Source organism: Xanthovirga aplysinae, from assembly GCF_009711365.1.
GTDB lineage: Bacteria > Bacteroidota > Bacteroidia > Cytophagales > Cyclobacteriaceae > Xanthovirga > Xanthovirga aplysinae.
In genome coordinates, this window is the sequence record NZ_SMMB01001165.1 from 1 (window position 1) to 10,028 (window position 10,028).

General features: G+C 35.6%; 7 protein-coding genes. 3 read left to right on the top strand and 4 right to left on the bottom strand.

The window, feature by feature from the left end; all coding sequences use genetic code 11:
* Positions 1-158 precede the first annotated feature (158 nt).
* The 4 genes from E1171_RS15135 to E1171_RS15150 form a co-directional block, all read right to left on the bottom strand.
* The gene (locus E1171_RS15135) at positions 159-1,277 is read right to left on the bottom strand and encodes a complex I subunit 1/NuoH family protein (RefSeq protein ID WP_155206885.1); all 1,119 of its coding nucleotides are present in this window, start codon (positions 1,275-1,277) and stop codon (positions 159-161) included.
* Between the two features lie 518 nt (positions 1,278-1,795).
* Positions 1,796-2,014 carry a hypothetical protein gene (locus tag E1171_RS15140; protein ID WP_155206886.1) on the bottom strand — a complete coding sequence of 73 codons (219 nt, stop codon included), beginning with the start codon at positions 2,012-2,014 and terminating at the stop codon, positions 1,796-1,798.
* A gap of 314 nt (positions 2,015-2,328) precedes the next feature.
* Positions 2,329-3,246 (bottom strand): alpha/beta hydrolase, encoded by a 918-nt coding sequence (locus tag E1171_RS15145; protein WP_155206887.1) that lies wholly within the window; start codon positions 3,244-3,246, stop codon positions 2,329-2,331.
* 305 nt (positions 3,247-3,551) lie between these two features.
* Complete coding sequence (locus E1171_RS15150) at positions 3,552-3,965, bottom strand: nuclear transport factor 2 family protein (protein WP_155206888.1); 414 nt, start codon at positions 3,963-3,965, stop codon at positions 3,552-3,554.
* 257 nt (positions 3,966-4,222) lie between these two features.
* Between E1171_RS15150 and E1171_RS15155 the strand changes: the two genes are divergently transcribed.
* From E1171_RS15155 to E1171_RS15165, 3 genes are all read left to right on the top strand, one after another.
* Positions 4,223-5,695 carry a hypothetical protein gene (locus E1171_RS15155; RefSeq protein ID WP_155206889.1) on the top strand — a complete coding sequence of 491 codons (1,473 nt, stop codon included), beginning with the start codon at positions 4,223-4,225 and terminating at the stop codon, positions 5,693-5,695.
* 530 nt (positions 5,696-6,225) lie between these two features.
* A complete protein-coding gene (locus tag E1171_RS15160) occupies positions 6,226-7,917 on the top strand; it encodes a hypothetical protein (protein WP_155206890.1) in 1,692 nt (563 codons plus the stop codon).
* Positions 7,918-8,467: 550 nt separating this feature from the next.
* Positions 8,468-10,028: GEVED domain-containing protein (locus E1171_RS15165; protein WP_155206891.1), on the top strand; the 1,561-nt coding region annotated here is incomplete at its 3' end.

A 10,028-nucleotide genomic window follows, 5' to 3' on the forward strand; every position in this document is an offset into this window, starting at 1 on the left:
TTAAACGAGTTTTTAGCAATTTAACCGATATAATTAATCCAAACCTCAATTTTCCCACACGAATTAAACCTTTAAAATGTCACCTTATAGCCCTAAGTCTCAACGATTATTAACCTTTATAAAGTTTAAACTATAAAAAAGGCTTCATAGGCTCTTTCTTATAAAATCATAAACATCCGCCAAACTCCCGATAAAAGGATTAAAACCAAAGCAGCTGGTGTAAGATATTTCCAACATAGTCCCATCAGCTGATCTACTCTTAAACGAGGATAAGACCAACGCAACCACATTTGTATTAGAATAGTCAGGAATGTTTTAGACAACAACCAAAATGCTCCCCACAAAAATCCTGCGACTGTTCCTGGAGCTCCCGAAGTCCATTCGGCCAATTTCAAGATACCGATATTTGGAAAAGGAGTATTCCAGCTTCCCAAAAACAATATGGCACCCAAAAAACTTACCAAAAGCATCACTCCATATTCGGAAAGCATAAATACCGCAAAGCGAAAACCTGAATACTCTGTATGGTAACCCGAAACCAGCTCGGACTCGGCTTCTGGTAAATCAAATGGTCCTCGGTTAGCTTGGGCCAAAGATGCAATAAAGAAAATCACATATGCAATTAACAAAAAGGGCATTCTAATGATATTCCAACTAAAAATCCCCCCCCACTGTGTTACGTCAATGCCCAAGGTTTTAATGCCAAACAAATAATTCTTTTCCGTTGCGTATTGGGCCAATTCCCCTTTAAAGGTGTTTATCCAGATCCCTTGTTGAAAAGAAATCTCCTGTAAGTTGAGACTTTGTGCAATCATCACTACACAAAGAATCGAAAGCCCAAGGGGAACTTCATATGAAACAATCTGGGCCGCAGATCGCATGGCCCCAAATAGAGAAAATTTACTATTAGAGCCCCATCCAGCCATTAAAATACCCAGTACATCCATGGATACAATGGCCAATAAATAAAATACGCCCACCTCTGCTGCTGATCCAGCCCAAGAGGAAGTAATAGGAATCACAGCAAAAGCAGCAAAAAAAGCCACAAAAACCACCACAGGTCCCAGCATAAATAATTTTCTATCCGCACTTGCAGGTATAATATCCTCCTTCTGAATAAGCTTAAGAATATCTGCTAAGGTCTGAGCTAACCCATATTTCCCGACCTCCATGGGCCCCAAGCGATCATGGATAAATGCAGCTATTTTCCGCTCTATATAAACAGCAAATAGGGCATATATAAGTACTAGGGGTAGAAAAAAGAAAAATGTCGTCATAATTTTAAACTCCAACAACTCACCGTAAGCCTGAATTCGGTAACACTATTGGGCACGAAGTTACAACAAAAGATTTACAAAACAGGCCCAAATGGAGCACCAATAAATTAGGTGTGTAAATGCCTTTTTAAACATACAGCCCACCTTAGAGCTTATTTTAATTTTTTTGTTTTTCTGCGAAAATAGAATTTCGAGAAAGTGAACGAAACTCTTATTGAGCTTGTACCTGGAAACTATGTGTGACAAAAGTAACAAAACAACGTTGTTTCCAGGCCTAGAAAAATAAAAGAGTCCCTAGGAAAAGTGCCGCTTTTCAAAAGCTATTTGGAGCAAAAAAAAATTTTCAAACATGCTCTTAGAACTCTAAATAAAAAAGCCTGTAACACAACTATTATGTTACAGGCCTTTATTGCAAGCAAAGAGTTTACGATTCTTAAAATTAAGAAGTTATCAATGAAAAGGAAAATTCTATATACATTTAAATCCCTTTAAAGCAGATGAAAGGATCTAAAAAGCGTCTAATTTTGAAACTCATTAATGATTTTCAATAAATTTTCTCCCCGTAATTCTTCACAAATATAAGGGTCTTTGAGTATGCTTTTAACCTTCCCAATTCGCAGATCCACCTCAGCCATGGTTTGCTGTATTTTTTCAATTAGGCCTTGAATTTTATCATTCAATTCTAAAAGTCCTTCAATTAGTCGTTTTGAATTGTCCATCTCTATAAAACTACTCAAAGAATAATATTTTGATATTTAATTTCCCAGTTGTAAAAATATAATTTTTTTAAGATTTTTTAGAATTTAATTTGTAATAAAATAAGAAAAGGAAAATTATTTATTAAACCTTATATATTTTATTAATGGGAAAAATTAATCCCATTCCATTCTAACCTATAATTAAATTCTGTCCATATCCCCACAATGAAGTATTCCTACTTAAAGAGGAACAACCTCCTTACCATTGAAAACAACACTTAATAGGAAAGGCCTAACTTAAAAAGTTTAAATTCAAAAAATCATTTACTCCACATTGACAAATTTTATTAATTTCAATCCGAAGAAATAATTGTTGCAACATGCAGCAATGATTCTCTTACCGCCTGACTAATTGCAGAGAGTTGAAAGAAACCATGAATTACTCCTAGATACCTACGGCATTGAACATTCACACCTTCTTTTAATAAATTTCGATATAACAGCTCCCCTTCATCTAATAATGGGTCAAATTCAGCTGTCAATATATGAGTTTCCGGAAGGCCAGATAAATCGGAGCGGAAAAGTGGACTTGCTTCCGGATGATTGGAAGGTAAATGATTAAAGTACATTTCATAACCAGAAACTAAAGTATCCCGAGTTATTATATATTTCTCCCCATTCCTTATATAACTCTTACTTGAAGCAGTTGCATCTAACATGGGGGAAATAAGTATTTGCTTTTTTGGAAGAAATTCTCCCTTATCTCTTAACCTTAAAGTTGTAGTTAAACAGATATGCCCGCCAGCACTATCACCAGCCAGCATTATATTTTCCGGGTTTCCTCCCCACCTTTTACAGTTTCTATAAATTACCTGAGCAGCCTGAAAAGCGTCATCATGGACCGCAGGGAAGGTATGTTCAGGAGCTAAACGATATTGAACGGCAATTACCATCGCGCTAGAAAGATTAGCCAATCTTCTTAATTGTTGCTCGTGCGTTTCAAAACCACCACTTACAAAACATCCTCCATGAAAATATATTTCTACTGTTAAATTATCTTGGTCATTAGGTTTATAAATTCTTAATTTGGCTCCCTCAATTTCCTTATCTTCAATTTGGAAAACCGCTTCTTTTTCACCCGCCAATTGTACGCTATCAAGATACCCTTGTCGACGTTCTTCAATAGTTTGTTCCCTGACCGAGGGGCAACCTGCTTCAATAAAAGAAGCCACTAATTGACTAATACCTTCTTCTAAATATATTTCGCTCATCTATGTTAGTTATATTTCAATTCTCATTAACCATAGTAGATTCAAAAACCGCTGAATACACTATGAAAAACTAATCTTTTTTAAACTCCTGAACCTCTAATTTCTCAGGCAATTAAGAGCCCTAAATGTTAGCCGGTCAATTTTTGTCATTTGAAAATTTTTGGAATTAGGCCACCTTCTTAAGGTTATCGAGTTTCCTCAATTCTTTAATGCCATTGCTATATTCTTTCGAAAAACCGATATAATATCCCGAAAGGACTCTCTCACTAAAATTCAGTTTTTTTGTGAATCATTTCTATATGGAATCAACCTCTACTTCCTGAATGAATAGAAGCATCTCCTTCATTCCAGAGCACATCTTGTCTTATCTCTGAAATTAACCATTTGTCCTGCACCCATCTTAACCTAAAAAAATAAATAGCGTGTGTATTAAAATACTTCTCTCCTTGGCGTCTCCATATCATTGCAGAAGCGGTGCATTGAGCCTTTTTTCCTTCTACGATTATTTCATGGTTGGAAATAAGATGATGAAGGTTTAATTCTCTAAGTGCTTCCATCCTTTTTTGCACATAACTTTCTGAAGTTATTTCTTCCTTTCTCCCACGTAAGGAAGAATAATCACATTGAATTTTTTCATCTAATACAGATTTCAATCCCTCCCAATCTTTCTTATCGAAACTATTGGCAAATTTATTTATCGTATTTCTGATTTGATCCATTCTTCTTTCAACGGCCCAACAAAATCTCCTATTCCAATATAGGAGCGTTGCCTATAAAATCAAGGTTCAACTTAAAATAACAAATGTAAAAAAGTATTTATATGGAGGAAAAATAAGAAAGAGGAATCAATTACAAAAAACGTCCCATTTTATGCTATTTTTTAGCATCTCTACCCTTCCCTCCTACAAACAAATCAGCCATACAAAAGTTAGTATGGCATAAAGTGATTTTCTGGTGGTTTTATAATTTATAAACTATGCATAAGCTGTTTATTGGGTATGTGATTGCCCTGTGGCCTTTAAACTTCTCCATTGCCCAGGAACTTACTCTTGGCCAGGAAAGTAATCAAAACCTTTTGATTTCATTAAAAATAAACACACTTCCAACAGACCTAATAGAACAAACCCAAATAGGATCAGAACTATTCTCCTTTGCTCTACAGCTTAATACAAAGGGCGAAAACCGTATCAGTTTAGCTCAAATGGGCAATGGCAATAAGAGTCTACAAGTACAGAAAAATGGAAGCCAAAATATCTCCAACATAACACAACTAGAAATTAATGAAGGAACCTCAATAAATAATTTCGCTCTTAGTTTTCAGGAAGGAAACGAGAATGTAATTAACATTCGACAATCTACGGATGGAGAGGGAAGTGTAAATAGTAACAACCAAGCTATTGCCATTACCCTTGGGGACCATAATAATATTGAAGGCATTTTTATCAACCAAAATGTAACGGACAACGGCTTCCAAATGGGCAACACAGGTTTGGGGACAGTTTTAGGAAATGCAAATTCAAATGCAATATCCATTGTCCAAGGAGCTGTTTTCAATGGAGTCTCAAGAAATAATCATGCAAAAGGAATCATAGTGGGGGATAATAATTCATTAGGGATTATTTTAAACCAATTGGCATCTGCATCCTCACTTAGTATAGGAAATCAAGCGTGGGCCAAAATCATTGGAAACAGCAATATGGGAGGTATTGAAATCTCCCAACAAGCCTTTCCCAACGGAAACACTGTATCTATTAACAACAAGGCCCTAGCAACAATTGAAGGAGACAATAACATTGCAGGAATCTTTTTAGGTCAAGTAATTTCCTCAGGAAGCCAGGGGAAAAACCTTTTCGCCAGAGGACATATTCATGGTGATCAAAATTTCCAGGGTATTTTTATAGCCCAGTTTATTTCAAACAACAGCATTGGAATAAACAATAAAGCTAAGGGAACCATTATAGGAAATAACAATGAGAATGCCATAAACATAAACCAAACCGCTAACCTTAATAGCGAAAACCAAAATAATCTTGCTTTAGCAGAAATCAACGGGAACCATAATGGGGGGTTTGCCGTACTTGCCATTACCATTAACCAATCCTCAGCAGGTCCTAGCACCCAGGTAGAAGGTAACATGGGCATGGCAACCATCATTGGAGATAAAAACCAAATAACCATCAACCAATCTGCCGATGGGTTTAGGGCTATCAGTCAAGACAATACAGCAATTGTTTGGCAATACGGAAACGTGAATGAAGTCAATCTTCAACAAAATGGCATTGGAAACACTGCATTAATTCGTCAAAAAGGAAATAATAATCAAGTGGAAGAATTTATACAGAAGGGGAACAATCAGTTTCTATTTTTATCTCAAAAAGGGAATAACAATTTTCTTGGATCCACTAAACAAATGGGAAATAACAATGTAATGATTATCGTCCAGCATTAAGTCGTTAATAGCAAAGGAAAAAAGTTTTGAGTGGATCAAATACCTACTCTCTCAATTAAAATATTCGCAATAAGATTTGGGAAGTATTAGGGTTAATGATTCTTTTTGAAAAAAGCTCTTACGAATGAAATTTATTAAGCAAAAATCGTAATTCGGGAAAATGTGAGTATTAGTTCTAATAGATAATCTTTTTTTCTTTTAAAGTATATTTTCTTAAACAATCTGGCTCTATAATGGTTTTTTATATAATGGAGCTTTAGCCTCATTGATGACCACTTTCTGAAATTGAACCACTGAAAACCAAGAAAGGAACCACTGAATTTATAATCCTAATTATTGAATGTATTCTCGTTAAGTTGAAGCAATGAATTTAGCCTAATTTCATGCAAATTCCCCATCCATAACACCTTTTTAGATGGGCCATTCCCTTATGCGTCTCATTAGCTCCTCCCAACTAATTGGCAAGTCTCACTATGCCGTCTATTTCTCCCTTCAAATTCACATTGTTAACCACTTAAATTTTAATCATTATGAAGAATTTCATCCTAATTCCCGTACTCCTTTTCTTTGCCCTTTCTTTTTCCTATTCCCAAAACAATCAGGTTATAGGAAGCATGAACTTTAATAATGTTCAGATTAAGATGGTGGCGTCCATCGGCCCCAATATATCCAATTTAAATAACTGGATTATTGGAAGTTTTAACAATAGCAATACCCAAATCAATACTATCTTTCAAAATGGAGCAGGCAATCTTGATCTCCTCAATAATCGAATCGTGGGAAATTTTAATAACTTAAACAACCAACGCAAACAAATTCTGCAAATAGGAAATAATAATCAGGTGGTTCAAAATAATTGGATAATAGGTGACCGTAATAATGACAACACCCAAATAAAAAACGTTTTTCAATCCGGAAATTTGAATATATCTTTCCTTAATAATTTTATTATAGGCAACCAAAACAACGGTAATTCCCAAAGCAATGAGGCTTCACAAACAGGCTTTAGTAACTTAGATGTAGGCAATAATTTAATCATGGGGAATCAGAATAATACCAACATACAAATCAAGCAAATTGTGCAGGATGGAAGCCAAAACCAACTGGCACTCAATAACCGAATAATTGGAGATCAGAATGCTAATAATGAACAAACAAAAATGGTGATTCAAGTAGGGGATCAGAACCAATCCCTAAGGAATAACTGGATTACAGGAAATGAAAATTCAAATAACTTACAAAGCAATGAGGCTGCACAAAATGGGGTGGGCAATATTGATGAATTTAACAATATGATCGTCGGTGATCGCAACAATAACAATGTACAAGCCAAGCAGATTCAACAAATGGGTAATGGCAATATTGTTTTTGACAACAATTTTATTCGAGGAAATGAAAATGACAATAATGAGCAAATCAAAATAGTGGATCAAAATGGTACAGCCAATGTTTCCTTTGGAAATAACTTTATCAGCGGTGATGAAAATTCAAATAACCTGCAAAGCAATCAAGCTTCCCAAATGGGCCTCCTTAACTTTGATGTAAACAATAATGCCATCATTGGAGATATGAACAATAATAATGTGCAAATAAAGCAAATTCAGCAGGTTGGCACTCTAAATATATTTGCGGGAAATAATAGGATAATTGGAAATCAGAACGACAATAACACCCAAATTAAAATCGTCACTCAGAATGGGTTATTAAACCAATCTGTTGGAAACAATCAAATTATTGGGAATGATAACAATGGAAATCTCCAAGTGAATGTGGCTAGTCAAACGGGTATCTTGAACATAGACTTCAATAATAACACCATTATTGGAAATGGAAAAAACAACAATGTCCAATTAAAGAATATTGTACAGATTGGCGTAGGCAACCTGGTAGCAGGTGTTTCAGCACTTGCTAATTTTGAAATCAATAATATGCAAACCCTTGAGGTTTTTCAAGATGGAAAGTTCAATTCAGTGGTTGACAGCAACTTAATGAGAGGGGCCTTTCATAGCGATAACATTCAGATGCTTAACGCCACACAGATTGGAAATCATAATATGGTGAGAGATAGTAACTGGATCATTGGTAACAGGAACAATGGGAACATGCAAAGTCAACATATTGAACAATATGGCAAAGGTAATCTAGTAGCCGGCAACAATATGATTATTGGAAATGGAAACAATAATAATGTGCAAATCAATAATTTCCGGCAAAAAAATTAAAAATAAATATTAAAAAAGTAGTTGTGAAATTGGGGAGTAATCCATAAAAAAGAACTCAACTTAAAAAAATTAGAATAGACTTTCAAAAGGGCCCTTAAGGTCCTTTTTTATTTGGAAAGGAAGTTCCCTAGGCTAATTAAAAGGGTTTTTGAAGGTATAAATGAAGAATAAGTTTTTTAACCTTTCTGCTCCCATACTTACTAAAAAAACCTGACAAATTTTAAAGTCATTAAGAACTTGTCTAAATTACCTTTACTTTTTTCATTTAAAAATAAGGCTAGTTCTCCAATAATTGGGACACTTTACGCCCTAATAAGTCCATATACATTTGTTAATTTAGGAGAACCAACAAAAAGCTATATCCTATACGTTAGTAAAGGTAATTAGTTTAATTCTTTCCTTTCCAGTCTTTTTAATACCAACCTTTTCAAAAGAGACAATAAGTTTTTAAACAAAAAGAAGAGGTTCAGGTTCTTTAATTGTGATTTTCCAGAAAAGCGACCAAGAACAAAAAACCAATCTAAAGCAATTAAAAACCAAAAAGAAAGCTATGATGAGACAGGGTACCCGGTTATTTCTAAAATTGTTCGTTTGTTTTACAGTTTTTGCTTTATTTTCATCCCTTAATTCGAGAAAGTTATATGGGCAATCCCTTCGGGTGGTGGCATATAATGTCCAAATTCCTGGATGGAATAATCATTCTACTGAAGTAGGCAATGTTCTAATTGATTTGGAAGCGGATGTAATAGGTTTGTCTGAAACGAGAGCCAATCAAAAAAACGATATAGCTCAGGCATTAGGGAATGATTATGAATTGGTAGAGTTCTTTGGTAATCGAAATGAAAATGAGGCCTCCATTTTTTTTCGAACAGATCGCCTCACCCTAATAGATAATGGAGTGGAAAATGTTCCCCTTCCACCAGGTTTTACAGGCCTTACTCCCTATGTAAATTGGGCAAGATTTGAGGACCAACAAACCAATTTACAGTTTTTCTTCTATTCCAATCACTTTCCTTTCCCGGATACTGATGCCAGACAACAAGCTCAATATAACCACGCCAATACTTTGGCCCAAACTATTGATGAGCATATAGATACATATGGCTTACCCATAATTGCTGGAGGGGATTTCAATGCCAGGCCTGGTTCGGATATCATGAATTTTCTCCTGGAACAGGAAGAGTTAGTTACCCCTGATGGTACTTATATTAATCCTGTAGAAGTACTTGATAGCTGGGATGTAGCCCACCCAGGAGATCCTAGACCTCCTACTGTAAGAAATGGGAATGCTTCTATTGATTATATTTTGGTTTCTCCCGAAGTAAATGTAGGCGATCCCACTTTTATGGATACAAGTACAGGAGGTGGTGCTCAACCTCCATCGGATCATCTTCCTGTGGTGGCAACCATTACCCTACCAGATGATGGAGGAACTCCCCCTTCCCCCGAATATTGTACTTCTTCAGGAAATACTACCTATGAATGGATAGCAAGTGTAGAGATTGATGATTTTGAAAATAATTCAGGAGCAGAAGGCTATGGCGATTTCACAGACCAAACTGTCAACTTGCAAGTTGGCAATTCTTCCAATTTCACCTTAACACCTGGTTTCTCAGGAAATAGTTGGCCGGAGTATTATAGAATTTGGATTGACTATAATCAGGATGGTGATTTTAATGATGCAGAAGAGTTAGCCTTTGAGGGTGGTCCAACCAACACAGCCATTAATGGTTCATTTACTCCACCAGCAACCGCTTCCCTTGGGGAAAGCAGAATGAGAATTTCCATAAGATACAACAATCCCCCCCGAGCTTGCGGTAATATTGGAGATGGAGAAGTAGAGGACTACACCGTAAATATTTCCGAAAATGCCGTTGCTTCACCTCCCCCTCCAATATCAATTTTTCCAAACCCCAATAGGGGATTATTTAAAGTTTCATGGACTAAGGGACCTATGGCAATTTCTAAACTACTGATAAAAAATTGGTCTGGAAAAATAGTTTATCAAAATACTTCAATTCCACAAAAAGATTCATTCATAGAGCAAATTAATCTTAGTGGGGTGCCTAAAGGTATCTATTTTTTGGAAATCATTCATGATTCCGGAATAA

Coding starts and splice junctions, on each gene's coding strand:
- E1171_RS15135 (WP_155206885.1), bottom strand. CDS start 1,277: ATGACGACATTTTTCTTTTTTCTACCCCTAGTACTTATATATGCCCTA.
- E1171_RS15145 (WP_155206887.1), bottom strand. CDS start 3,246: ATGAGCGAAATATATTTAGAAGAAGGTATTAGTCAATTAGTGGCTTCT.
- E1171_RS15150 (WP_155206888.1), bottom strand. CDS start 3,965: ATGGATCAAATCAGAAATACGATAAATAAATTTGCCAATAGTTTCGAT.
- E1171_RS15155 (WP_155206889.1), top strand. CDS start 4,223: ATGCATAAGCTGTTTATTGGGTATGTGATTGCCCTGTGGCCTTTAAAC.
- E1171_RS15160 (WP_155206890.1), top strand. CDS start 6,226: ATGAAGAATTTCATCCTAATTCCCGTACTCCTTTTCTTTGCCCTTTCT.